We start from the raw sequence: 22,173 nt of genomic DNA, 5'->3' as shown, positions 1-22,173 counted from the left end.
ACCCTGCCCCGATTATTCGGTCAGATCGTTCCAGGCGTCCTTGATGCGGTCGAAGAAGCCTTTCGACTGCGGGCACTCCTCGCCGGTCTCGGTTTCCTGCAGTTCGCGCAGGATTTCCTTCTGGCGGGCGGTGAGCTTGGTCGGGGTCTCGACCAGGATCTCGATCACCAGATCGCCCCGGCCGCGCCCCTGCAGCACGGGCATCCCTGCTCCGCGCTTGCGCAACTGCTTGCCCGACTGGATGCCCGCCGGAATGTCGACCGGGATCATCGCCCCGTCGATACCGGGGATTTCGATCGAGCCGCCCAGCGCTGCGGTGGTGAACGTGATCGGCACGCGGGTGAGCAGCGTCGTGCCCTCGCGCTCGAACACCTTGTGGCGCTTGACGTGAAGGAAGATGTAAAGGTCGCCCGGGGGCGCGCCGAACGGCCCGGCCTCGCCCTTTCCGGCAAGGCGGATACGCGTGCCGTTGTCGACGCCCGGCGGAATGTCCACCGCGATCGTCTGCGGCTTGTCGACGCGACCTTCGCCGCCGCAGGCGCGGCACGGCTTTTCGATCACCTCGCCGCGACCATGGCAGGTCGGGCAGGTGCGCTCGACGATGAAGAAGCCTTGCTGCGCGCGCACCTTGCCGTGGCCGTTGCACATCGAACAGCCGCGCTTGCCGGTGCCCGGCTCGGCGCCCGAACCCTCGCACGGCTCGCAGACCTGGCTCACCTCGATGGTGATTTCGGTGGTCTTGCCGTTGAAGGCGTCCTCGAGCGAGATCTCCATGTCGAACGGAAGATCCGCGCCGCGACGGGCCTGCTGGCGCCCGCCGCCCGCGCCGCCGCCAAAGGCGCTGCCGAAGATCGATTCGAAGATATCGCCGATGTCGCCGAACTCGGCGCCCATTCCGGCGCCCCCGCCCGGACCGCCACCGCCCATGCCCTGCTGGAACGCCGCGTGGCCGAAGCGATCGTAGGCCGCGCGCTTCTGCGGGTCCTTGAGGCAGTCGTACGCCTCGCTGCACTGCTTGAAGCGCGCTTCGGCCTCAGCATCGCCCGGGTTCTTGTCCGGGTGGAAGCGCATGGCCATGCGGCGATAGGCCGACTTGATGGTCTTGTCGTCGGCATCGCGCGCGACTTCGAGCAGTTCGTAGTAGTCTATCTCGGTTGCTGACACTGTGGTCTCACCCCATCGATAACGGCAAGGCGCCATCGATGCGAAGCACCGACGACGCCTTCCCGGTTTTCATCAGGACTGTCAGCCCTTGTTGTTTTCGTCGACTTCCGAGAACTCGGCGTCGACAACATCGTCCTCGGCCGGAGCCGCGCTGGCGCCTTCGGCACCGCCCGCAGCCTGTTCCTTCTCGTAGATGGCCTGGCCCATCTTCATCGCCACCTCGGTCAGAGCCTGGGTCTTGGCGGTGATTTCAGCGGCATCGCCACCTTCAAGCGCGGTCTTGGCTGCGGCGATCGCGGCTTCGACTTCACCCTTGAGCCCGGCGTCGATCTTGTCGCCATTCTCCGAGAGCTGCTGCTCGGTCGCGTGGACGAGGCTTTCGGCGTTGTTCTTGGCCTCGGCGGCCTCGCGACGCTTCTTATCCTCTTCGGCGAACTTTTCGGCATCCTTGACCATCTGGTCGATGTCCGAATCCGACAGACCACCCGAAGCCTGGATGCGGATCTGCTGTTCCTTGCCCGTGCCCTTGTCCTTGGCGGACACGTTCACGATGCCGTTGGCGTCGATGTCGAAGGTCACCTCGATCTGCGGGACGCCGCGACGTGCGGGCGGAATGCCCACGAGGTCGAACTGGCCGAGCAGCTTGTTGTCCTGCGCCATCTCGCGCTCGCCCTGGAACACGCGGATCGTCACCGCCTGCTGGTTGTCCTCGGCGGTCGAGTAGACCTGGCTTTTCTTGGTCGGGATCGTCGTGTTGCGGTCGATCATCTTGGTCATGATGCCGCCCAGCGTCTCGATGCCCAGCGAAAGCGGGGTCACGTCGAGCAGCAGCACGTCCTTGACGTCACCCTGCAGCACGCCGGCCTGGATCGCCGCGCCCATGGCGACGACTTCATCCGGGTTGACGCCAGTGTGCGGTTCCTTGCCGAAGAATTCCTTCACGGTGTCGCGCACCTTGGGCATGCGGGTCATGCCGCCCACGAGCACCACGTCGTCGATCTCCGAGGCCGAGACGCCCGCATCGGCGAGCGCCTTCTTGCAGGGCTCGAGCGTGCGCTTGATGAGGTCCGCGACCATCTTTTCAAGGTCGGCGCGGGTCACCGTCTCGACGAGGTGCAGCGGGGTGGTCGCCCCACCTTCCATGCGTGCGGTGATGAACGGCAGGTTGACTTCGGTCGACGCGGTCGAGGAGAGTTCGATCTTCGCCTTTTCAGCCGCTTCCTTCAGACGCTGAAGGGCCAGCTTGTCGGTGCGCAGATCCATGTTCTCCTTGGCCTTGAACTTGTCGGCCAGCCACTCGACGAGCTTGGTGTCGAAGTCTTCACCGCCCAGGAACGTGTCGCCGTTGGTCGACTTGACCTCGAACACGCCGTCGCCGATCTCGAGGATCGAGACGTCGAAGGTGCCGCCACCAAGGTCGTAGACCGCGATCGTCTTGCCGTCGTTCTTGTCGAGGCCATAGGCCAGCGCCGCGGCGGTCGGCTCGTTGATGATGCGCAGCACTTCGAGACCCGCGATCTGCCCGGCGTCCTTGGTCGCCTGGCGCTGCGCGTCGTTGAAGTAGGCGGGCACGGTGATGACGGCCTGCGTGACGGTCTCGCCCAGATAGCTCTCGGCGGTTTCCTTCATCTTCTGAAGGGTGAAAGCCGAGATCTGCGAGGGGGAGTAGTCTTCACCACCCGCGTTGACCCAGGCATCGCCGTTCTTGCCCTTGACGATGGTGTACGGCACGAGCTCGGTGTCCTTCTTGGTCACCGGGTCGTCGAAGCGGCGGCCGATGAGGCGCTTCACCGCGAAAATCGTGTTGTCGCCGTTCGTGACCGCCTGGCGCTTCGCCGGCTGTCCGATCAGGCGTTCGCCGTCCTTGGTGAAGGCGACGATGGACGGCGTGGTACGCGCGCCCTCGGAGTTTTCGATGACCTTGGGCTTACCGCCGTCCATGACAGCAACGCAGCTGTTGGTGGTGCCAAGGTCGATACCAATTACTTTACCCATTATCCCCAATCCTCACGTCAAAGGTTGACACCGCACGGATCGCCTCCCTGATTGGAGGCAAGGCGGCTTGTGCGGCTCGTGACGTTCACGTCGTCGAAGCGGGATATAGGTGCGGTTTTTCTTGGAACAAGACCATTGCGATGGCATTAGCCAAACCGCGCCCGAACCGGATGCAAAGAAGGACCGATCGACCATGCATATCCGCCAAATTGCAGCCTTTTCCGCCCTGCCGCTGGTGCTTGCGGCGCTTGGCGGATGCCAGCAGAAGGACACGCCCACCCCCGAAGCGAGCGCCGGCGCGGCGGCCATGGCGCCGATGGGCGCGATGACCGGCGAGGCGATGGGACCCGACGCCAAGCCGGGCACCAGCGCCCAGGCCGGACGGCTCGTCCTGCCGGTCATTCCTGGCCGTCCCGCCGGGGTCTATTTCCGCTTCACCAACACCGGCACGGCCCCGGTCGAGCTGGTTGGCGTCCACATCGAAGGGGCAAGCGAAGCCCAGATGCACGAGACCAGGGGGGGCACGATGGCCTCGGTCAAGAGCCTGCCCGTCGCGCCCGGCGCCACGATCACTTTCGCACCCGGCGGCTACCACGTAATGGCGTTCGGGCTCGACAAGAGCCTCAAGAGCGGCGGCACGACCGAAATGACGCTGACGTTCGCCGGGGGCGACAAGCTCTCCCTCCCGCTCACGATCGAGACGATGGGCAAAGGAATGCCGTCGGGCAGCGAGCCCATCATGGATCACGGCTCGATGGACCACGGCTCGATGGATCATGGGTCCATGGAAGGTATGCACACCTGACGCAGCCCCCCGGACCGGCGGCGCCAGCGCGATCTGATGCGCCCTCCTGCCCGCCCGGCGGCGAGCGCGGGTTGAGCGCGGGCGAGGTTGCGCTCGCCACCTCGGTGTTCGGTGCGGCCATCGCCTATGACATCGTTCGAATACGCCGCAGCCGGTGGTTCTTCGCCCAGCCCGCCAACACCGTCATGGCTCCGTGCGGGCACCTCCACTTTCACCCGCACTCACCGCTCTACCGCGATGATTTCGCGACGGCGTCGATCGACCTGCAAGGGCTGTTCATCCACGAGATGACGCATGTCTGGCAGGCGCAAAGCAAGGGGCGCTTCTATCTGCCAACGCGGCGCCATCCGTTTTGCCGCTATGCCTATGCGTTGCATCCGGGCTGGCCATTGGCGCGCTACGGGCTCGAACAGCAGGCCGAGATCGTGCGCCACACGTTCCTCCTGGGCCGGGGCATCGCGGTGGCCGGGGCGCCGCCGCTTGCCGCTTATGAGGCGATCCTCCCCTTTCGGAAATGACGGGTGAGGCGCGCAAGCGCAAAAGGGCGCGGTATCCGCGAGATACCACGCCCTGCTGGTTCGCCGGCCGCCACCGGCTAAACGGCAACGCCGAAGATCAGCAATCGCGATCCCAGTAACGTTCGCCGTACCGGTCTACCTTGTAGCAGCCCTTCTCTTTCTTGTTGACCTGCGAGCCAGCGACCGCACCGGCCGCAGCCCCGATTGCGGCGCCCGTGCCGACATCACCGCCGGTCGCCGCGCCAATACCGGCGCCGACCGCGCCGCCCGCCAGTGCGCCTTCGCCGGCATAGTTGCTCGCGCAGCCCGCCATCGCGAAAGAAAACACCGTCAAGGCGGGCAGCACCCATTTCGAAACCTGTCGCATCCCAATGTCTCCGTTGTCTTCGTGTTACCAAAGCTAACGGCCCCTCGGCCGGGTGGTTCCGGGAAAAGGCGCGAGGCAAGCTGGTCCGGGCCCGCGACGAAGGCTCTTGAAACGCGAAACGGCGCCCCCAGCGGGAGCGCCGTCTTGCCGGGCGCCGCGGCCATCGCAGCTGCGCCCTGTAAGGGTGATCCGACCTCAGTCGGGCTTCTTGGCGACCGCGACCATTGCCGGGCGCAGCAGGCGGTCCTTGATCATGTAACCGGCCTGAAGCTCCTGCACGACGGTGCCGGGCTCGGCGTCGGCCGAGGGAACCTCGATCATCGCCTGGTGCTGGTTGGGGTCGAGCGGCAGGCCGAGCGAGGCGATGCGCGTGATCCCGTTGTTGGTGAAGGCCTTCTCGATCTCGCGGTTGGTCGCCTCGATACCGGTCACGATGACCTTGACCTTCTCATCCTCGCGCTGGTCGGCGGGGATCGCCGAAAGCGCGCGGGCAAGATTGTCGGCGACCGAGAGGATGTCGCGGGCAAACCCGGTCGCGGCGTAGTTGCGCGCGTCGACGATGTCCTTTTCGAGCCGGCGGCGCACGTTCTGCATCTCGGCGCGGGCGTAAAGCGTTTCCTGGCGCGAGGCCTCGAGCTGTTCACGCAACCGGGCCAGTTCGTCTTCCATGCCGTTGCCATCCGTCTCGCCGTTGTCGAGCAATTCCTCGGGCACGCCGTCCAGCTCCTTCGCGATTTCAGCGTCCAGGGGCGGCTGTGTCTTGTTGTCCGTCATTTCGTCTTTGGTTCCAGCTATCCGATAAGCTTGCCCAGGCTACGGGCAGTGAAATCCACCATGGGGACGACTCGCGCATAATTCAACCGCGTCGGGCCGATAACCCCCACCACTCCGACCACCCGGCCCTCACGGTCGCGGTAGGGTGAGGCGATCACCGAGGACCCGGACAACGCAAAAAGCCGGTTTTCCGAGCCGATGAAGATGCGCGTCGACTTCGCCTCGCGCGCGGTCTCCAGAAGCTGGGCGACCGACTGCTTGTTCTCCAGATCGTCGAGCAGCGAGCGCACGCGTTCAAGGTCGACCAAGGTGCTTTCGTCGAGCAGGTTGGCCTGCCCGCGCACGATCAGCACCGGACGTGCCATGGCGTCCGCGCTCCACACCGCGATGCCGCGTTCGACCAGTTCGCGGCTCGCATCGTCGAGCGCGCTCTTGCCCGAGGCGATCTCGGCCTGCATCAGCCCCGCTGCCTCACCGAAGGTGCGACCACACAAGTGCGCGCTGATGAAATTCGAGGCAGCCTCGAGGCTCCCCGTGCCCAGCGCTTCGGGCAGGTCGAGCACGCGGTTCTCCACCGCGCCGTCATCGCCCACCACCACCGCCAGCGCCCGGCCCGGCCCCAGCGGCACGAACTGGAGATGGCTGAGGCGCGGTTCGCGGCGCGGCACCATGACCAGCCCTGCGCTCGAGGTCAGGCTGGAAAGCAGCATGCTGGTCGCCTCAAGCGCGGCCTCGATCGGGCCGGGCGCGGACAACTGCGCCTCGATCGCCTGACGTTCCTGTGCGCTGGGTTCGGCCATCTGCATGATCCCGTCGACGAAGAGCCTCAGGCCCGCCTCGGTCGGCAGGCGGCCCGCGCTGGTGTGCGGCGCGGCCAGCAGCCCAAGCGATTCGAGATCGGCCAGCACCGAGCGGATCGAGGCGGGCGACAGGTTCACCCCGCCCGATCCCGCCAGCGCCTTGGAGCCCACGGGCGTGCCGGTTTCGAGATACCCTTCAACGACGAGGCGAAAGATATCGCGGGCGCGGGTGGTCAATTCGTGGATCGGCGGGACGGGCATGATGGGCGACATTTTAGGCTCTGCTCTTGCAGCCTCAAGCCTAATGCGCGTAGGGGGCGGCACAAAATCACGAAAGGTATTTTTCATGCGACCTTCCGGCCGTGCGCCCGACGAGATGCGCGCCATCGAAATCCAGACCGGTTTCACCAAGCACGCCGAGGGATCGGTGCTGATCGCCTTTGGCGACACGCGCGTCCTCGTCACCGCCTCGGTCGAGGAAAAGGTGCCCCCGTTCCTGCGCGGCAAGGGTGAAGGCTGGGTCACGGGCGAATACTCGATGCTGCCCCGCGCCACGCACACCCGTGGCAGCCGTGAGGCCGCCAAGGGCAAGCAGTCGGGGCGCACGCAGGAAATCCAGCGCCTGATCGGCCGTAGCTTGCGCGCCGTGGTCGACATGAAGAAGCTGGGCGAGCGCCAGATCGTGCTCGATTGCGACGTGCTCCAGGCCGATGGTGGCACCCGCACCGCCTCGATCTCGGGTGCTTGGATCGCGCTTCGTCTCGCGGTCGACAAGCTGATGGCCGAAGGCAAGATCAAGGAAGACCCGATCACCGGGCGCGTTGCCGCGATCTCCTGCGGCATCTGTGACGGCACTCCGGTGCTCGACCTCGACTACATCGAGGACAGCTCGGCCGATGCCGACGCCAACTTCGTGCTGATCGAAGGCGGCAAGATCGCCGAAGTCCAGGCCACCGCCGAGGGCGCGACGTACGACGAGGAAGGGCTGCTGCGCCTCCTGCGTCTCGCCCGCATCGGCTGCGAGCGGATCTTCGCCGAGCAGGCCAAGGCCACCGGCAAGTAAGCCGCGCAAGAGGACCAGAGGAGGGCTCCATGACCCGCAAGCTCGATCACGGCAAACTCGTCATCGCCACGCACAATGCGGGCAAGCTGAAAGAAATCAGCGCCCTCCTTGCCCCTTACGGACTGGAATGCGTTTCCGCCGGGCAGCTCGGCCTGCCCGAGCCCGAGGAGACCGGCACCACCTTTGCGCAAAACGCGCTGCTCAAGGCGCACGCGGCGGCCAAGGCCGCCAACCTGCCCGCGCTGTCGGATGACAGCGGGCTTTCGGTCACCGCACTCGGCGGTCGCCCCGGTGTCTACACTGCCGACTGGGCCGAGCGGCAGTGGTTCGAAGGCCCCGAGGGGCGCGACTGGTACATGGCGATGGGCAAGGTTGAAGGCCTGCTCGCCGAACAGGGCCCTGACGTCGACCGTTCGTGCTGGTTTTCCTGTACGCTGGCGATCGCCTGGCCCGATGGCGAGGAAGTCGTCTACGAAGGCCGCGTCGAGGGCACCTTCTCGTGGCCGCCGCGCGGCACGCTGGGGTTCGGCTATGACCCCGTGTTCGTGCCCAACGGCAAGGATGTCACGTTCGCCCAGCTTGACCCGGCGCAAAAGCAGGTGATGAGCCACCGCGCCGACGCGTTTGCCAAGCTGGTCGCGGAGCAGTTCGAGGGCTAGACTGCGGCCATGGCCCGCGCGCTTTACATCCATTGGCCCTTCTGCCTCGCAAAGTGCCCCTATTGCGACTTCAACAGCCATGTCCGCGAGCGCGTGGACATGGCCGGGATGGAAGCCGCGATGCGCGCCGACATGCGCCACGAACACGCCGCCGTTTCCCGCGGCGCGCCGGACGAGGCGCTCGGCTCGATCTTCTTTGGTGGCGGCACGCCCTCGCTGATGCCGCCCGCGCTCGTTGCGCGGCTGCTCGAGGAAGCCGAGCGGCTGTGGGGCTTCGAACCGGGCATCGAAATCACGCTGGAAGGCAATCCCTCCTCAGTCGAGGCGGCGAACTACGCGGCGCTCGCAAGCGCGGGGATCAACCGGGTTTCGCTCGGACTGCAGGCGCTCGACGATGCCACGCTGCGGTTTCTGGGGCGCCTGCACGACGCGTCGGAAGGCCTTGCCGCGCTCGAGGTCGCGCAGACCCATTTCGACCGCGTGAGCTTCGACCTGATCTACGCCCGCCCAGGGCAGACACTGGAGCAGTGGGACGCCGAACTGGCGCGCGCGCTCGCTTATGGGACCGGCCACCTCTCGCTCTACCAGCTGACCATCGAGCCCGGCACGCGTTTTGAAACGATGGTGCGCAAAGGCGATTTTCTCCCGCTCGACGAGGACAGCTGCGCCGACATGTTCGCGCTGACGCGCGAGCGCACTGCGGCCGCTGGCCTTCCCGCCTACGAAATCAGCAACCACGCCCGCCCCGGCGAGGAAAGCCGCCACAACCTTACCTACTGGCGCTACCAGGACTATTGCGGGATCGGCCCCGGCGCGCATGGCCGGCGCGCCAACGCAGCCACCGTGCGCCATCGCAAGCCCGAGAACTGGCTTGCCGCGTTCGAGAAGACGGACCACGGCATCGTCGAAACCCGTGCCCTCGACCGGTGCGAGCAGGCGTCCGAGGCGATGCTGATGGGACTGCGGCTACGCGAAGGCGTCGATCTCGCGGCGCTGGCGGCGCGTTTCGGTCTTGCGCCTACGGACCTGTGCCATGATGCCAAGGCCGCGTTCTACGAAGATCAGGGGCTCGTCTGGCGTGAGGGCGCCCGGATCGGCATCGCCGAGGCGGGTATGGCGCTGCTCGACGGGCTGCTCGGCGAACTGGTGCCCGAAAACCTCGTTTCGGGTGGGAACGCGCAGGCGTGAAACGCAGCGACGTTCTGGAGGCCTGGGGCCATCATCTGGAACACAACCGCCGCCGCAGCCCGCACACCGTTCGCGCCTATCGCGCCGCGGCGGCGCGCCTGCTTGACCGTCAGGGCGTGACGATCGGGGTGGAAACCGACTGGCCCACCCTCGCCCGGCTCGACACCGCCGACCTGCGCCGCCAGCTGGCCGCGCGGCGTGAGGACGGGCTCTCCAATGTCTCGGCCGCGCGCGAGCTTTCCGCGCTCAAGGCGTTCCTCATCTTTGCCCGCGATCAGGCGGGGGATGCCGCCCCCGCCGCACCGCGCCTGCGGGGCCCGCGCGTCAAGAAGGGCCTGCCCCGTCCGGTCACGCCCGATGAGGCGGCGGGCCTGGCCGACATGGTCGATGGGCTTGCGCGCGAGGACTGGATCGGCGCGCGCGACCGCGCAGTGCTGGTGCTGCTCTACGGGGCGGGCCTGCGCATTGCCGAAGCCCTGTCGCTGACCGGCGCGGACCATCCACTGGGCGAGACGCTGCGCGTCACCGGCAAGGGCGGCAAGCCACGCGTGGTGCCCATCCTGCCGATCGTGCGCGCCGCGATCGAGGATTACCTCGCGAAATGCCCCTGGCCGATCGAGCGCGAGGGGGCGCTGTTTCGCGGCGCCAAGGGCGGGCCGCTGGCTCCCGGCCTCGTCCAGAAGGCGATGGCGCGCGCGCGCACCGCGCTTGGCCTGCCGCAAAGCGCGACCCCGCACGCGCTGCGCCACAGTTTTGCCACGCACCTGCTGGGTGCGGGCGCGGACCTGCGTTCGCTTCAGGAACTGCTCGGCCACGCCTCGCTCGGCTCGACCCAGATCTACACCAAGGTCGATGCGGCCACCTTGCTCGACGTTTACCGGCACGCCCATCCGCGCGAGCAGGAGACGTAGAAACCGGACACTCCGCGCCATGACTCACACGGCAAAGTGGACAAGGTTGATGGCGCACGGCGGTCTGCGCGAACAAGACGACGCCGGTCAAACGGGCCGGATTGACCGAAGCGATCGTATAGAGCGCGGCGACGGCCAGCACCGCTCCTGCCACTTGCGCGATCCAGTAGGGCACCACGTCCTTCCAGGCAAAGCGCCCCGCGATCGCTATTCCGAGCGACACCGCCGGGTTGAAATGCCCGCCCGAAATACCGCCCACCGCATAGGCCATCGCCAGCACTGTCAGACCAAAGGCCAGCGGATCCCCGGCAAAGCCGTTCCCAGCTGCGGAAAAGTCGCGGCCAGCACCGCCGCGCCGCATCCCCCGAACACCAGCCAGAACGCTCCGAGCAATTCTGCCCCCAGTTTCCTCAACACGATCCACTCTCCTTTGCCAAACACCCGAGCAGGGCGTTCAGACGCGGATCGCCGTGAGGCGGTGTAAACAGATGTAAGCCGGGAATTGGTCCACTCCCTTTTGGCCGGATTCAAACGTTCGCTTGCGGACAGCGTGCTCCGCCGCCCCCACTGCGACTAGCATCGCCTGCGGGCGCTGCTAGTCTCGCTTACGCGGGGAGGGCCGGAAGGCTTGGGAACGCAGTGACCTAGCCGAACGGGGTGGGCTGCAACGACCCCATTCTCTCCCTGCGATCAACGCCCGATTTGTCCGCGCCGCCTAGTCCTGTGGCTTCTTCCAACGCAGCACGCGCCAGACATACCACACCGCGGCCCCGGCGATCAGCGCGATCCCCGCATAGCCCAGCCACATCCCGGCGTCCTTGAGACTACGCCCCAGCCATTGCCCGGCACCGATCAGCAGCGCGTTCCAGATCCCGGTGCCGATCGCGGTGAAGACCAGGAAGCGCCCATGCTTCATGTGCGCGAGCCCGGCGGGGATCGAAATCACCGTGCGGAACATCGGGGCAAAGCGCAGCAGCAGGACCATCCAGTGGCCATGGCGGCGCAGGAAGCCGCTCAGCGCCTCGACCTCGTCCCAGTTGAGGGTAAGCCAGCGCCCCCAGCGCTCGACCAGCGGCTCCATGCGCTCATACCCCAGTCTATCGGAGGCCAGGAACAGGATGTAGTTGCCCAGCGTCGCCCCGAACGTCCCCCAGCCCAGCAGCGGCCAGAACGCCATGTCGCCGCGCGCGACGGCCAGGCCGCCGAGTCCCATGATGAGTTCGGAAGGTATGGGCGGAATGATGTTCTCGAGCGTCATCAGGAAGACGATGCCCCAGTATCCTCCATCCCGGACCACCTCGTAGATCCAGGCACTCATACTCGTAATCTCTCGCCCTTCCCCGTGGCGTGTGCGCGGCCTTTGCCGCGCGGCTCTACATGGCGGCGTGGCGCGCCTCGATGGCATCCCAGATCATCGCGCCGGTGTCGGTTCCGTTGAACTTGTCGATGGCCACGATCCCGGTCGGCGAGGTGACGTTGATCTCGGTCAGCCACTTGCCGCCGATCACGTCGATCCCCACGAAGACCAGCCCGCGTGCCTTGAGTTCAGGGCCCATCGCGGCGCAGATCTCTTCTTCCTCGATCGTCAGGCTGGTCGCCTCGGCCGAGCCGCCGACGGCGAGGTTGGAGCGAAACTCGCCCGCCCCCGGCTTGCGGTTGATGGCGCCCGCCACCACCCCGTCGACCAGCACGATGCGCTTGTCGCCCGCGCTCACGTCGGGAAGGAAGGGCTGGACCATGAACGGCTCGACCCAGGCGTTCTGGAACATCTCGACCAGCGCGCCCAGGTTGCTGCCGTCTTCGGGTACGCGGAAGATCGCCTTGCCGCCGTTGCCGTGGAGCGGCTTGACGACGAGATCACCGGGCAGCCCCTGATCGACCATGCGCGCCTGGAAGCGGCGCACATCCTCGATCCGTCGGGCGATGAAGGTGGGCGGCATGAACCGCGCGTAGTCGAGCACGAAGACCTTCTCGGGGGCGTTGCGCACCGAGGCGGGATCGTTGACGACCAGCGTCTGGCCTTCGAGCCGCTCGAGCAGGTGCGTCGCGGTGATGTAGCCCAGGTCGAACGGCGGGTCCTGGCGCATGAGCACCACGTCGATGTCCTTGACCAGATCGATCAGGCGGTATTCGCCGCGCGTGAAATGCGCGCCCGGCACGCGCTGCACGCTGATCGGCGCGCCCCAGCAAGTCAGTTTGCCCCCCGCGCCCTCACTGGTGTCGAACGCCAGCGTGCGCACGTCGTAATGGAACAGTTCATGCCCGCGCGCCTGGGCCGAAAGCATCAGCGCGAACGAGGAATCGCCCGCGATGTTGACGGTTTCGATCGGGTCCATCTGGACGGCAATGCGCAGGGTCATGGTGTAGTGTCCTGGGAGTTCTTGAACGCTTGGGGTTCTTACAGGGAGGCCGCTTAAAGCGAATCGGGCGTCATGGCGAGTAGTTATCCGCCCGCAGTCACGCACCATCTGGGAGTATCGGATCTCATGAACAAGACCAGCATCACGCTTCTGGCGGGCCTTTTCGCGCTGTCCGGCGTTGCCGCCCCGACGCTTGCCGCCGAGCCCGAGCACCCCGCAGAGCATCCGGCCGACAAGGATCATCATGACGAGGGCCACCACGAGGACAAGGGCGAACACCACGAAAAGGGTGAACATCACGACGAAAAGAGCGACGATCACCACGCCCAGCCCAAGCACGAAAGTTAACGCAATTCCGCGACATGGCGAGTGCGCGGGGGGCTGAATTCACCCCATCCCGGCGTTCTCGATCACCCGCGGCCAACGGCCCGGCGACAGCAGCAGGACATCGATCCGCAGGCTGTCGCCGGGCTTTTCGTAGCGGGGGGCCAGAAGGGTTGCCGCATCGATCACCCGGCGCAGACGCCAGGCATCGATCGCATGGTCAAGATCCTCGGCCCGCGCCCGCCACTTGACCTCCACGAAACACAGCGTGCGTCCTTTGCGCGCGACCAGATCGATCTCGCCCCGGCGCGTCTTCACCCGCCGGTCGACAATGCGCCAGCCCTTGAGGCGCAGATACCACGCCGCCCAGGTCTCGCCGCGCCGGCCCCGCCGTTCGGCCCGGACGCGGCGCTCGTTCATTTGAGCGCGAGCGCCCGCGCATAGAGCTCCTTGCGGTCGAGCCCGGTCGCCCTGGCCACCCTGGCCGCCGCCTGCGAGGCCTTTGATGTCGCCAGTTCGGCGCGCAGCAGCGCCTCGACGTCGATCGCGTCCACCGGGGTCTCGCCCGGCGGGGCGATCATCAGCACGATCTCGCCCTTGGGCGGATGCAGGGTGAAATGCGCGATCAGGTCCTCGGGCGTGCCGGTGCGGCATTCCTCGAACTTCTTGGTCAGCTCGCGCCCGACCGCGACCTCGCGTCCGGGAAGGACCGCCGCGATCGCGCCCAGTGCGGCCTCGAGCCGGGGCGCGGTTTCATAGAAAATCAGCGTAGCTGGTACACGGCTCAGCTCATCGAGAACATCCTCGCGCGCCTTGGCCTTGTTGGGAAGAAACCCCGCGAACAGGAAGCGGTCGTTGGGCAGGCCCGAGAGCGTCAGGCCGACCACGGCGGCGTTGGGTCCGGGCAGACTGGTCACCGCGATCCCACGCGCCCGCGCCTCGCGCACCAGACGGTAGCCGGGGTCGGAAATCAGCGGGGTTCCGGCATCGCTGACGAGCGCGACCGGGTGCTCGGCCATGAGCGCGAGCAGGCGTTCGCGGTCCCCTTCCCCGGCGTGATCGTCATAGCGCATGAGCCGGGTCTTGAAGCCCAGATGGTGCAGCAGCTTGCCGGTCACGCGGGTATCCTCGCAGGCGACCGCCTCGACCTGTTGCAGCACCTCGACCGCGCGCCGGGTGATATCGCCCAGGTTGCCAATCGGGGTTGCGACTATATAGAGGCCGGGAGAAAGAGTGTGTTCCATTGCGCGCACTCATGCCCAAGCACTACGGGAGCGGCAAGCCATGTTCGACAAGCGCCTGAAAAGGCAGATCAACCGACGCAACCTGCTCGCCGCTGCGGCCATGACGCTGATCGCCGGTTGCGCGGTGGTGCCCAAGGCTCCGGTGACCGAACGCCCGCCCGAGCCCAAGCCCACCCAAAGCGTCATTCCCACCGATACCGAACACCACCGCGTCGCGCTGCTGGTGCCGACCACCGGCAGCAATGGAGAGGTCGGCCAGTCGATCGCCAACGCCGCGACGATGGCCCTGCTCGACACCAACGCGACCAACCTTCGCATCACCACCTACGACACCGCGACCGATCCGGCCGGCGCCGCGCGCAAGGCGCTCGCCGATGGCAACCGCCTGATCCTGGGGCCGCTGCTGTCGGACAACATCAACGCCGTCAACGCGGTTGCGGCCAAGGCCCACGTGCCGATCATCTCGTTCTCGAACGACGAAAAGGCGGCGAGCGACAACGTCTTCGTGATGGGCAACCTGCCCGGACAGTCGATCACCCGGACGGTGGCTTACGCGGCCTCCAAGGGCGTTTCCGCCTTTGCCGCGCTGGTCCCGCGCGGCGACTATGGCGAGCGCACCAGTACCGCGCTGATGGACGCGGTGCGCGCCGATGGCGGCGTGGTGATCGCCATGGAGAGCTACGACCGCAGCCCCGCCTCGATCCGCGCCGCCGCCGACCGGATCAAGACCCGGACCGGTTATGGCGCGCTGCTGATCGCGGACAGCGGTTCGCTATCGGCGGTGGGCGCCAGCCAGTTCCGCGCCGGGGGCGACGGCGCGCAAGTGCATATTCTCGGCACCGAGCTGTGGGGCGGAGAAAAGGCCCTGACGAGCACGCCGGCGCTGCGCGGGGCCTGGTTCTCGACCGTTTCGGACCAGCGCTTCGGCCAGTTCTCGACCAGTTACCGCAACCGCTTCGGCAAGCAGCCCTATCGTATCGCGACGCTTGGCTACGACGCGGTGCTGCTGACCCTGCGCGTCACGCGCGACTGGAAGCAGGGCACGCGCTTTCCCACCGCTTCGCTGACCTCGCCGGAGGGTTTCCTCGGCCTCGACGGTCCGTTCCGCTTCACCCGAGGCGGGGTCGTCGAACGCGCGCTCGAAGTGCGCGAGGTCCAGGCGGGTGCGGTGCGCGTAATCAGCCCCGCCCCCACGCGTTTCGGAAAGTAACCGCGCCGATAAAGCGTCAGGCGCGCGATCTTGCGCAAAAGCGGTGCGATCCCGCTTGATCGCGCGCGCGCCTGCGCCTTATAGAACAGAACATGACCGATAACCTGTTCGAGAACCTCCCCAGCTCCGGCCCTGAAACCTATGACGGTTCCGCTATCGAGGTGCTGGAGGGGCTCGAACCGGTCCGCCGCCGCCCCGGTATGTACATCGGCGGCACGGATGAGCGCGCGCTCCACCACCTCGCTGCCGAAGTGCTCGACAACGCGATGGACGAAGCGGTCGCCGGCCACGCCAACCGCATCGAGGTCACGCTCGAGGAAGAACCGGGCACGGCCGGGCGCATCACGATCACCGACAACGGGCGCGGCATCCCGGTCGACGAGCATCCCAAGTACCCCGGCAAGTCCGCGCTCGAGGTGATCCTCTCGACGCTGCACTCGGGCGGCAAGTTTTCGGGCAAGGCCTACGCCACCTCGGGCGGTCTGCACGGCGTTGGCATCTCGGTGGTCAACGCGCTGTCCTCGAAGACCCGCGTCGAAGTGGCGCGCAACAAGGAACTCTACGCGCAGGAATTCTCGCGTGGGGTGACCCTGGGCCCGATCCAGAAGGTCGGTGCGGCTCCCAACCGGCGCGGCACCGCGGTCACCTTCACGCCCGACACCGAGATTTTCGGGGAACTGAAGTTCAAGCCGGCGCGCCTGTTCAAGCTGGTGCGCTCGAAGGCCTACCTCTTCGCCGGCGTCGAGATCCGCTGGAAGTGCGCCGAGGCGCTCGCCGGTGAGGACGTTCCGACCGAGGCCACCTTCCAGTTCCCCGGCGGACTTGCCGATCACCTTGCCGAACAGGTCAAGGGCCGCGAATGCGTCACGGCCGAGTTCTTTTCGGGCAGCCAGGACTTTCCCGAAAATGACCAGGGCCTCCAGCAGGGCCGCGTCGAATGGGCGATCGCCTGGCCGCTCTATTCGGACGGGTCCTATTCCTGGTACTGCAACACTATTCCCACACCCGATGGCGGCACCCATGAACAGGGCCTGCGCGCCGCGCTGACCAAGGGCATCCGCGCCTTTGCCGAGCTGATCGGCGAAAAGAAGAAAGCCAAGGACATCACACCCGACGACGTGGTGACCGGCAGCGAGATCATGCTCTCGGTGTTCATCCGCGATCCCCAGTTCCAGAGCCAGACCAAGGACCGCCTGACCAGCACCGAGGCGACCCGCCTCGTCGAAAACGCGGTGCGTGACCATTTCGACCTGTTCCTCTCGCACAACCTCGATCGCGGCAAGGCGCTGCTGGGCTCGGTGCTCGAGCGGGTCGAGGACCGCCTGCGCCGCAAGGCCGAACGCGAGGTCAAACGCAAGACCGCGACCAACGCCAAGAAGGTGCGCCTGCCCGGCAAGCTGACCGACTGTTCGGGCGATGGCGAGGGCGAGACCGAACTGTTCATCGTCGAAGGCGATTCGGCGGGCGGTTCGGCCAAGCAGGCGCGCGAGCGCAAGACCCAGGCCATCCTGCCGATCCGCGGCAAGATCCTCAACGTCGCGTCGGCCAGCGCGGACAAGATCCGCGCCAACCAGGAAATCGCTGACCTCATGCTGGCGCTGGGCTGCGGCGTGCGCAAGGACTGCAACGCCGACAACCTGCGCTACGACCGCGTGATCATCATGACCGACGCCGACGTCGACGGCGCGCACATCGCCACCTTGCTGATGACCTTCTTCTTCCAGGAGATGCCCGACATCGTGCGCAAGGGGCATCTCTACCTTGCCCAGCCGCCGCTTTACCGCCTCGTCTCGGGCTCGACCTCGGCTTACGCGCGCGACGACGCGCACCGCGCCGAACTCGAGAAGACAGTGTTCAAGGGCAAGAAGGTCGAAGTCGGCCGCTTCAAGGGCCTTGGCGAGATGAACCCGCAGCAACTGCGCGAAACAACGATGGCCCCCGCCAGCCGCTCGCTGGTGCGCATTACCCTGCCCCAGGAGTATGAAGACCGTGCGGTGGTCAAGGACCTCGTCGACCGCCTCATGGGCCGCAACCCCGAACACCGCTTCCAGTTCATCCAGAACCGCGCTGGCGACGTCGATCGCGATCTGATCGACGCCTGATCCGGCGCCCTGGCGGAAGCGCCTAGCGCAGGCGTTTGACGCCTAGCGCAGGCGCTTCACGTAAAGCCCACCCTCGCGTTTCTCGCTGGCGAACTGGGGCAGGCTCTGGACCAGTTCGGACAGCCGCGAAAAGCCGTAGCTGCGGGCATCGAAGCTCGACCGGTTGGCCACGCGTTGGCCGATTTCGGACAGGCTGGCAAACCCCTCGTCATCGCGCCTGCTGGCGCGCCAGGCATCGCCGAGCAGCTTGACCAGCGCTTCGTCGACCACCGGCGGCGGCGTTTGCGACGGCGCGTCAGGCTGGACGCTGGCCTGCGCGCTCGAGGAAACCGCGTTGAGATCGATGAAGCGGGTGCAGGCTTCCCGAAAGGCCTCGGGCGTGCGCTCGGTGCCGAAACCGTAGACCGGAGTGCCATTCTGACGGATACGGATGGCAAGCGGCATGAAGTCGCTGTCGCTGGTCATCAGCCCGAACCCGTCGACATGGCCGCCGTAGAGCAGGTCCATCGCATCGATCGTCATCTTCATGTCGGTCGCGTTCTTGCCCTTGGTCAGGTCGAACTGCTGCTGGGGCTCGAGCGCATAGCGGTGGACGAGGTTCGACCAGCCCTTGAGCCCCTGCTTGCTCCAGTTGCCATAGACCCGGCGGATGTTGACAGTGCCCAGATCGCCCAGGATCGTCAGCGCGCTTTCCAGATTGGCGGGCGACGCATTGTCCGCGTCGATCAGCAGGGCGATGTTACGGGCAGGTCTGGAAAATTTGGTCGCCACGGGGATCAGGTTCCTTGCATCTGCGAACGGGGGATCTGCGAAAGGGCTCTGCGCCAGACGAGCGCGAAAAGGCCCATGAGCACCGGCGCCAGAAGCGGCACCGGCAGGTGCATGGCCAAGCCCCGCGCAAATGCGGGCACCGCGAAGGCCATGGCCACGCCCGGCTTCTCCCAGTCCGCCCACCCCCTGGCAAGCCCCTGTCCGACGAGCCACACCAGCGGAAAGCCGAGCAGAACGAGATCGTAGTCGAACACGAAGGGCGTGGCGAGCGGCGCCCCAGCCAGCACCAGAGCGGCAAGTCCCTGGGTGTAGCCCCCGCGCCACGCCGTCCAACCAACGGCCCCCGCCACCGCCAGGCTGACGATCGCCTGAATGCCATAGGCGAGGCCCAACGACGCCCCAAGCAGGCGCATCGCGGCAAAAGGGCTGGCCATCTTGGCATAGCCGACCGCGCCCGCATCAAGCACCGTGCGCGCCTCGTCCGACAGTGTCAGCCAGTGCGGCCAGACCATGGCCCCGAAAGCGAGCGTGGTCAGCGCGCAAAGCGCCAGTGCGCCAAGCACGGCAAACCCGATCACCTGCCCTTCACGGCTTGCCAGAAGCGCTATCGGAACAAGCAGCCCGAACTGCGGCTTGATCGTGGCCAGGCCCAGCAGAATACCCGCGATGGCCTTTCGTTCGGGCACCAGGATCAGGCCCAGTGCGAGGAGCCCCGCAACCAGGAACGCGCTCTGGCCATGGGTGCACACGATCACCACCGGGGGAAAGGCCAGGGCGGCCAGGGCGGCGTGGCGGCCAAGCCCCGCCCGCCGCCACCACGCCTGCAGCGCAGCGAAACAAATCGAACCCGTGATCGCCAGCCACCCTCCCAGCGCGGCAAAGTACCCCGGCCAGCCCAGCAGCCAGCATAGCGGCAGGAACACCGGCGGGTAGAAGAACGCGGTAAAGCCGTCGGGAGGCGCGAAAAAGGCGCGCTGCGCCGCGATGTGCGCGGCCAGGTCATAGGGATCGTGATGGCCGTGCAGCATCCGTCCCGTTGTCCAGAAGCTGAGGAAATCGGTGCCCACGAGGAAGCCGTTGCGATCGATCCCGCCATGCGATCCGATCAGCAGCCAGAGCAGTGATGCAAGGTTAACGACGGCAAAGACACGCAGGTAAGCCAGCGCGCGGGCAGGCCCCAAGACAATCGGACGTCTCGGCAAAGGCTCCATCGGCACGGTGTGCCGCGAACGGGCGGGTTTGTCCACCGTGACCAAGCCGCGCACAAGCCTCGCACGAGCCTTGCCACACTGATGGGCAAACCATAGGCTCGGGTCAGGCGAGCGATCGGCGCGCGCGGTAAGCGATGAGGGGGGAACGCAGACATGGGCGCCATTTCGCGGCGGCTACTGGGGGCGCTTGGCGGCGTGGTTCTCCTGGGCGCGACTTGCGGCGTGCCGATGGCCACGGCGAAACCGGCTTCGACGCCGGACAAGGCGGCTTCCAAAGGGGCCATCGCCTTCAAGCCGGGCAAGAGCTGGAAACACCCCGAGACCGGGCAGGTCTTCCCACCGATGCTTGCCGGGTTCACCCTGCGCGAGGTGCGCGATCTGAGCGAAAGCCGCTCGGACATCGCGGTGGTATACCGTGACGAGAGTGGCAGTGCCCTGCTCTCGGTCTTCTACTTCCGCGCAGGCTTGCCCGATGTGTCGATCTGGCAGGACCGCATTCTCACCACGATCGCCCGCAACATGGGCGGTTGGGGCAAGGTGGGGGAGGAGCCGGCCCAGCGCGCGAGCTTCTCGCCAGTCAATGGCGTGCCGGACAGCGGTGCGCTGCTTACCGTCGCGCTCGACGGCAGCCAGGCCTACGCCACGGGCTCGGCCATTCTATCCGACGGCACCTGGCTGCTGGCCCTGCGCATGACCTCGCGTCGCTTCACGCAAAGCCAACTGACCAACCACCTGCTTGATGCCATCGCCGCGCTCCCCCTGCCCGCCGCCGCCGCGACTGCGCCTATTGGCCCCTCCTACGTGATCGAGCCGTGCCCGCAGACGCCGCCGCAGGCCGATGCGCCCCGTTCGATCGGCGCGCAGGGCGAAGCGATCGCCGTGGCCTTGATGGCGAGCCTCGCGCAGGACCACAAGGCCGACACGCTCGAGGTCGCGGATGACCCCGCCGCCGGTGCGAGTTCCGGCGCCCGCCGCTATTGCCGCGAAGACGCCGACGGCCCCAATTACAGCGTCTATTCCAACCTTGCCGCCCGCAACGAACACGTCATCGCGCTCGACGATGCGGGAAGCGCGGTGATGCTCCAGAGCGGCCCGGCCGACCTGAGCGCGCCGGATGGCGGGCTGATCTTCACCCCGACCTTGCGCACGGCGGAAACGACGCGCCTGTTTCGGGGGTTTACGGCCAGCCCCTCGTTCGCGCAGATGATTGCGGTCGTATCGAACGAAAGCCCAATCGCCTCGGTCGGGCGCACGCCCAAGACCCAGCGCGATATCGCAATAAACCCCGATGTCCTCGATCCTGACAGCGTAGCAGAGGCCAAGCCATGACCACCCCCTACCACGGACGCTGCACTTGCGGCGCCGTATCGCTGACCATCGCGGCCGAGCCGCTCTGGGTGCGCCAGTGCTGGTGCCGCCAGTGCCAGAAGGCCGCCTCGGGTAACGCGACGGTGAACGCGCTGTTCACCACCGCCGCGATGACGATCACCGGCACGCCGGGCTGGAAGGGCTACCGTGCGGCCAGCGGAAATACCATCGAGCACGGGTTCTGCGCCGATTGTGGCACGCCGCTGTTCGGACGCAATTCCTCGCGTCCCGATAGCTGGGTCGTGCGGCTCGGGGTGCTGGACGCAGGACACGCCCTGGCCCCCACCGGCGCGATCTGGACCGAGGAAGCGCCCGCATGGGCCATGATCGATCCCGCGCTCGAGAACTGGCCGCGCCAGCCCCCGCCGCCAGCCAAGGTCGATTGATCGCATGGAGCCCGCAACGCCGAGGCTGGACCATACCCGCTTTGCCAGGATCCGGGCCCGGATGGAGGCCTTCTCGCCCCGCCCTGGCTGGCGCAGCGCGCTCTACGAATTCATCCTGTTCGGCTTCAAGCAGGGCTGGGCCTGCCTGTTCGGCGCGCTGCTGCTTGCCCTGCTGCTGGCGACACACCTGTTCTATCCCCCCGCAGCGGCGCTCGCCCGCTACGATTTCCTGACCCTGGCCGCGCTGGCGATCCAGCTGCTGATGCTGGCCTTTCGGCTCGAAACACGCGACGAGGCCAAAGTCATCCTCGCCTTCCATGCGGTCGGTACGGTGATGGAGCTGTTCAAGACGCAGGTCGGCTCCTGGGAATATTCCGAGGGCAGCGTGCTGCACATCGGCGCCGTACCGCTGTTTTCGGGGTTTCTCTATGCCTCGGTAGGCAGCTACATCGCGCGTATCTGGCGTATTTTCGATTTTTCTTTCACCGGCTATCCGCCGCGCGCCCTGACCGGGTTCCTCGCCGCTGCGATCTACGTCAATTTCTTTGCCCACCATTGGCTGCCCGACATGCGCCTCGCGCTCTTCGCCGGGCTGGGTCTGGCCTTTTGCCGAACCCGGATCTGGTTTCGGGTCTGGCGTAAGGATCGCTGGATGCCGCTCTTGCTGGGCTGGTTTCTCGTCGCCGCGTTCATCTGGATGGCGGAAAACCTCGCGACGTTTTCGCACGCCTGGGTCTACCCCAGCCAGCGCCATGGCTGGACGCCGGTCCACGCCGCCAAGCTCGGCGCGTGGTACCTCTTGATGTATATCTCCTTCGTCCTCGTCGCTGCCCTGCACCGCCCGAAGCTCCGCGCTGCATCGCCCACAGGGCGGCTCAGCGGCTCCGTCCCGACGGCATGACAGCGTCCGGGGGCCGCAACACTGCCCCCGGACGCTCCCTTGCGCAAAAAGG

Annotated in this window: 23 protein-coding genes and 1 pseudogene; 12 read left to right on the top strand and 12 right to left on the bottom strand. The window is 66.7% G+C overall.

The annotated features are described in order from the left end of the window. Nucleotides 1-12: 12 nt before the first annotated feature. A complete protein-coding gene (dnaJ, locus tag MTR62_RS04145; RefSeq protein ID WP_244017240.1) occupies nt 13-1,164 on the bottom strand; it encodes a molecular chaperone DnaJ in 1,152 nt (383 codons plus the stop codon). Between the two features lie 81 nt (nt 1,165-1,245). Further along, on the bottom strand, nt 1,246-3,159 hold the full coding sequence (gene dnaK / locus MTR62_RS04140) for a molecular chaperone DnaK (protein WP_244017238.1): 1,914 nt from the start codon (nt 3,157-3,159) through the stop codon (nt 1,246-1,248). Between the two features lie 193 nt (nt 3,160-3,352). On the opposite strand from dnaK, the gene MTR62_RS04135 reads away from it, so the two are divergent. Continuing rightward, on the top strand, nt 3,353-3,964 hold the full coding sequence (locus MTR62_RS04135) for a copper chaperone PCu(A)C (RefSeq protein ID WP_244017236.1): 612 nt from the start codon (nt 3,353-3,355) through the stop codon (nt 3,962-3,964). Nucleotides 3,965-4,035: 71 nt separating this feature from the next. Beyond that, nucleotides 4,036-4,482, top strand: coding sequence for a vgr related protein (locus tag MTR62_RS04130; RefSeq protein WP_244017234.1), 447 nt, complete (start codon nt 4,036-4,038; stop codon nt 4,480-4,482). A 97-nt stretch (nt 4,483-4,579) separates the two neighbouring features. On the opposite strand, the gene MTR62_RS04125 is transcribed toward MTR62_RS04130, so the two are convergent. From MTR62_RS04125 to hrcA, 3 genes are all read right to left on the bottom strand, one after another. Beyond that, nucleotides 4,580-4,849 (bottom strand): glycine zipper domain-containing protein, encoded by a 270-nt coding sequence (locus MTR62_RS04125; protein ID WP_244017232.1) that lies wholly within the window; start codon nt 4,847-4,849, stop codon nt 4,580-4,582. Between the two features lie 195 nt (nt 4,850-5,044). Beyond that, nucleotides 5,045-5,623 carry a nucleotide exchange factor GrpE gene (gene grpE, locus MTR62_RS04120; protein WP_244017229.1) on the bottom strand — a complete coding sequence of 193 codons (579 nt, stop codon included), beginning with the start codon at nt 5,621-5,623 and terminating at the stop codon, nt 5,045-5,047. A 17-nt stretch (nt 5,624-5,640) separates the two neighbouring features. Then, nucleotides 5,641-6,684 carry a heat-inducible transcriptional repressor HrcA gene (gene hrcA / locus MTR62_RS04115; protein ID WP_244017269.1) on the bottom strand — a complete coding sequence of 348 codons (1,044 nt, stop codon included), beginning with the start codon at nt 6,682-6,684 and terminating at the stop codon, nt 5,641-5,643. Nucleotides 6,685-6,769: 85 nt separating this feature from the next. Here hrcA and rph point away from each other — a divergent pair, with 85 nt between their 5' ends. Genes rph through MTR62_RS04095 form a run of 4 tightly spaced genes read left to right on the top strand, consistent with a single transcriptional unit; the run spans nt 6,770 to nt 10,244 of the window. After that, nucleotides 6,770-7,486, top strand: coding sequence for a ribonuclease PH (gene rph / locus MTR62_RS04110; RefSeq protein WP_244017227.1), 717 nt, complete (start codon nt 6,770-6,772; stop codon nt 7,484-7,486). 29 nt (nt 7,487-7,515) lie between these two features. Beyond that, nucleotides 7,516-8,145, top strand: a complete 630-nt coding sequence (gene rdgB, locus MTR62_RS04105) for an RdgB/HAM1 family non-canonical purine NTP pyrophosphatase (protein WP_244017225.1) — start codon at nt 7,516-7,518, stop codon at nt 8,143-8,145. Nucleotides 8,146-8,154: 9 nt separating this feature from the next. Next, the gene (gene hemW / locus MTR62_RS04100) at nt 8,155-9,333 is read left to right on the top strand and encodes a radical SAM family heme chaperone HemW (protein WP_244017223.1); all 1,179 of its coding nucleotides are present in this window, start codon (nt 8,155-8,157) and stop codon (nt 9,331-9,333) included. Beyond that, nucleotides 9,330-10,244, top strand: coding sequence for a tyrosine recombinase XerC (locus MTR62_RS04095; protein ID WP_244017221.1), 915 nt, complete (start codon nt 9,330-9,332; stop codon nt 10,242-10,244). Before hemW ends, MTR62_RS04095 begins: the two co-directional genes overlap by 4 nt. A gap of 160 nt (nt 10,245-10,404) precedes the next feature. Here the strand turns inward: MTR62_RS04095 and MTR62_RS21560 are convergent. The 3 genes and pseudogenes from MTR62_RS21560 to gshB all read right to left on the bottom strand — a co-directional run. Continuing rightward, nucleotides 10,405-10,515, bottom strand: a pseudogene (locus MTR62_RS21560) (aquaporin); the annotation flags it as partial. Nucleotides 10,516-10,959: 444 nt separating this feature from the next. Further along, a complete protein-coding gene (locus MTR62_RS04085) occupies nt 10,960-11,562 on the bottom strand; it encodes a DedA family protein (protein WP_244017219.1) in 603 nt (200 codons plus the stop codon). A 55-nt stretch (nt 11,563-11,617) separates the two neighbouring features. Beyond that, entirely contained in the window at nt 11,618-12,604 is a 987-nt protein-coding gene (gene gshB / locus MTR62_RS04080) for a glutathione synthase (protein WP_244017217.1), read from the bottom strand. A 126-nt stretch (nt 12,605-12,730) separates the two neighbouring features. Between gshB and MTR62_RS04075 the strand changes: the two genes are divergently transcribed. After that, nucleotides 12,731-12,952 carry a hypothetical protein gene (locus tag MTR62_RS04075; protein ID WP_244017215.1) on the top strand — a complete coding sequence of 74 codons (222 nt, stop codon included), beginning with the start codon at nt 12,731-12,733 and terminating at the stop codon, nt 12,950-12,952. Nucleotides 12,953-12,991: 39 nt separating this feature from the next. Here the strand turns inward: MTR62_RS04075 and MTR62_RS04070 are convergent, their stop codons facing one another. Together MTR62_RS04070 and rsmI are read right to left on the bottom strand one after the other, a co-directional pair. Beyond that, a complete protein-coding gene (locus MTR62_RS04070; protein WP_244017213.1) occupies nt 12,992-13,348 on the bottom strand; it encodes a YraN family protein in 357 nt (118 codons plus the stop codon). Then, nucleotides 13,345-14,172, bottom strand: coding sequence for a 16S rRNA (cytidine(1402)-2'-O)-methyltransferase (gene rsmI / locus MTR62_RS04065; protein WP_244017210.1), 828 nt, complete (start codon nt 14,170-14,172; stop codon nt 13,345-13,347). The genes MTR62_RS04070 and rsmI overlap by 4 nt, the downstream gene beginning before the upstream one ends. Nucleotides 14,173-14,212: 40 nt before the next feature. Here rsmI and MTR62_RS04060 point away from each other — a divergent pair, with 40 nt between their 5' ends. Beyond that, on the top strand, nt 14,213-15,382 hold the full coding sequence (locus tag MTR62_RS04060) for a penicillin-binding protein activator (protein WP_244017208.1): 1,170 nt from the start codon (nt 14,213-14,215) through the stop codon (nt 15,380-15,382). Nucleotides 15,383-15,474: 92 nt separating this feature from the next. Further along, the gene (gene parE / locus MTR62_RS04055; RefSeq protein WP_244017206.1) at nt 15,475-17,484 is read left to right on the top strand and encodes a DNA topoisomerase IV subunit B; all 2,010 of its coding nucleotides are present in this window, start codon (nt 15,475-15,477) and stop codon (nt 17,482-17,484) included. Between the two features lie 42 nt (nt 17,485-17,526). Here parE and MTR62_RS04050 read toward each other — a convergent pair whose 3' ends face one another. Further along, complete coding sequence (locus tag MTR62_RS04050) at nt 17,527-18,255, bottom strand: NYN domain-containing protein (protein ID WP_244017205.1); 729 nt, start codon at nt 18,253-18,255, stop codon at nt 17,527-17,529. A gap of 5 nt (nt 18,256-18,260) precedes the next feature. Beyond that, the gene (locus MTR62_RS04045; RefSeq protein WP_244017203.1) at nt 18,261-19,436 is read right to left on the bottom strand and encodes a glycosyltransferase family 87 protein; all 1,176 of its coding nucleotides are present in this window, start codon (nt 19,434-19,436) and stop codon (nt 18,261-18,263) included. 183 nt (nt 19,437-19,619) lie between these two features. Here MTR62_RS04045 and MTR62_RS04040 point away from each other — a divergent pair, with 183 nt between their 5' ends. Genes MTR62_RS04040 through MTR62_RS04030 form a run of 3 tightly spaced genes read left to right on the top strand, consistent with a single transcriptional unit; the run spans nt 19,620 to nt 22,121 of the window. Continuing rightward, complete coding sequence (locus tag MTR62_RS04040; RefSeq protein WP_244017201.1) at nt 19,620-20,795, top strand: hypothetical protein; 1,176 nt, start codon at nt 19,620-19,622, stop codon at nt 20,793-20,795. Further along, nucleotides 20,792-21,220 carry a GFA family protein gene (locus MTR62_RS04035; protein ID WP_244017199.1) on the top strand — a complete coding sequence of 143 codons (429 nt, stop codon included), beginning with the start codon at nt 20,792-20,794 and terminating at the stop codon, nt 21,218-21,220. Before MTR62_RS04040 ends, MTR62_RS04035 begins: the two co-directional genes overlap by 4 nt. Before the next feature lie 4 nt (nt 21,221-21,224). Further along, nucleotides 21,225-22,121, top strand: a complete 897-nt coding sequence (locus tag MTR62_RS04030) for a DUF817 domain-containing protein (protein ID WP_244017198.1) — start codon at nt 21,225-21,227, stop codon at nt 22,119-22,121. Nucleotides 22,122-22,173: the final 52 nt, after the last annotated feature.

It is taken from the genome of Novosphingobium organovorum (assembly GCF_022832435.1).
In the GTDB taxonomy this organism is placed as follows: Bacteria; Pseudomonadota; Alphaproteobacteria; order Sphingomonadales; family Sphingomonadaceae; genus Novosphingobium; species Novosphingobium organovorum.
Note: the sequence above shows the minus strand (reverse complement) of the source record. Positions and strands in the feature narration are given on the sequence as shown.

Coding starts and splice junctions, on each gene's coding strand:
- dnaK (WP_244017238.1), bottom strand. CDS start 3,159: ATGGGTAAAGTAATTGGTATCGACCTTGGCACCACCAACAGCTGCGTT.
- MTR62_RS04135 (WP_244017236.1), top strand. CDS start 3,353: ATGCATATCCGCCAAATTGCAGCCTTTTCCGCCCTGCCGCTGGTGCTT.
- MTR62_RS04125 (WP_244017232.1), bottom strand. CDS start 4,849: ATGCGACAGGTTTCGAAATGGGTGCTGCCCGCCTTGACGGTGTTTTCT.
- grpE (WP_244017229.1), bottom strand. CDS start 5,623: ATGACGGACAACAAGACACAGCCGCCCCTGGACGCTGAAATCGCGAAG.
- hrcA (WP_244017269.1), bottom strand. CDS start 6,684: ATGCCCGTCCCGCCGATCCACGAATTGACCACCCGCGCCCGCGATATC.
- rph (WP_244017227.1), top strand. CDS start 6,770: ATGCGACCTTCCGGCCGTGCGCCCGACGAGATGCGCGCCATCGAAATC.
- rdgB (WP_244017225.1), top strand. CDS start 7,516: ATGACCCGCAAGCTCGATCACGGCAAACTCGTCATCGCCACGCACAAT.
- hemW (WP_244017223.1), top strand. CDS start 8,155: ATGGCCCGCGCGCTTTACATCCATTGGCCCTTCTGCCTCGCAAAGTGC.
- MTR62_RS04085 (WP_244017219.1), bottom strand. CDS start 11,562: ATGAGTGCCTGGATCTACGAGGTGGTCCGGGATGGAGGATACTGGGGC.
- gshB (WP_244017217.1), bottom strand. CDS start 12,604: ATGACCCTGCGCATTGCCGTCCAGATGGACCCGATCGAAACCGTCAAC.
- MTR62_RS04075 (WP_244017215.1), top strand. CDS start 12,731: ATGAACAAGACCAGCATCACGCTTCTGGCGGGCCTTTTCGCGCTGTCC.
- MTR62_RS04070 (WP_244017213.1), bottom strand. CDS start 13,348: ATGAACGAGCGCCGCGTCCGGGCCGAACGGCGGGGCCGGCGCGGCGAG.
- rsmI (WP_244017210.1), bottom strand. CDS start 14,172: ATGGAACACACTCTTTCTCCCGGCCTCTATATAGTCGCAACCCCGATT.
- MTR62_RS04060 (WP_244017208.1), top strand. CDS start 14,213: ATGTTCGACAAGCGCCTGAAAAGGCAGATCAACCGACGCAACCTGCTC.
- parE (WP_244017206.1), top strand. CDS start 15,475: ATGACCGATAACCTGTTCGAGAACCTCCCCAGCTCCGGCCCTGAAACC.
- MTR62_RS04040 (WP_244017201.1), top strand. CDS start 19,620: ATGGGCGCCATTTCGCGGCGGCTACTGGGGGCGCTTGGCGGCGTGGTT.
- MTR62_RS04035 (WP_244017199.1), top strand. CDS start 20,792: ATGACCACCCCCTACCACGGACGCTGCACTTGCGGCGCCGTATCGCTG.
- MTR62_RS04030 (WP_244017198.1), top strand. CDS start 21,225: ATGGAGCCCGCAACGCCGAGGCTGGACCATACCCGCTTTGCCAGGATC.